Below are 613 nucleotides of genomic sequence, written 5' to 3'. Positions count from 1 at the left end.
CAGTTGGTTTGGGATATCGCTGTCAGCGCTGTCAATCCCAATGCATGTGGACAAGTTGCCGCAGTTGGTGGAGGAGCGCTGGGCGGTTTTGCAGCATATTCCGTCAAAGGAGACTGTAGGTGCGTTCAGAGCGGTAGGAAACCTGAAGGGTCTCGAGGACTATAGCGACGCTGCTGTATGGGATGCCATCGAAAGCAAGAAAAGTGGTGTGCAGGTTGATGAAGAAAATGGCAACCTGAAATTGCCAGAGTGGAATGTCTTTGTTAGCGCTGACCCGGCCACCAATACGCGAGATTTCCAGTTAACCCCTGTCGTCGCGCCGCACGGATACGAACAATATTTTGAAAAGGTTGTCCGCGCAGAGCGTCTGCGAGAGGTGCGGGCGCTAACCGGATTCACGCGAATCGAATCACCTGGTGACTATTCGGACCCGAGTGAAATTCCAGATGCACAGCGAGCGCCATTGGGCCGCAGCAAGCCCGTTTGGGTGCCTGTTTCTGAAGTGAGGGGAGAGGGAATATTTCTCCAGTTTTCAGAAGAGGAAATACGCAAGTGGGTGCGGCGCGTCACTCGGCAGGATGAGGAAATGTTCCGCGCCCACTCCGCGTGGCGG

At 54.8% G+C, this 613-nt stretch carries 1 protein-coding gene; it reads left to right on the top strand.

The annotated features are described in order from the left end of the window. Positions 1–613 (top strand): hypothetical protein (locus tag J5M73_RS30925; protein ID WP_207816851.1); only part of this gene is annotated, 613 nt, incomplete at both ends.

The organism is Pseudomonas sp. 50_B (genome assembly GCF_017491625.1).
Taxonomy (GTDB): Bacteria; Pseudomonadota; Gammaproteobacteria; order Pseudomonadales; family Pseudomonadaceae; genus Aquipseudomonas; species Aquipseudomonas danubii.
The sequence above is the reverse complement of the archived record's forward strand: the minus strand, read 5'-3'. Positions and strand labels throughout refer to the sequence as shown.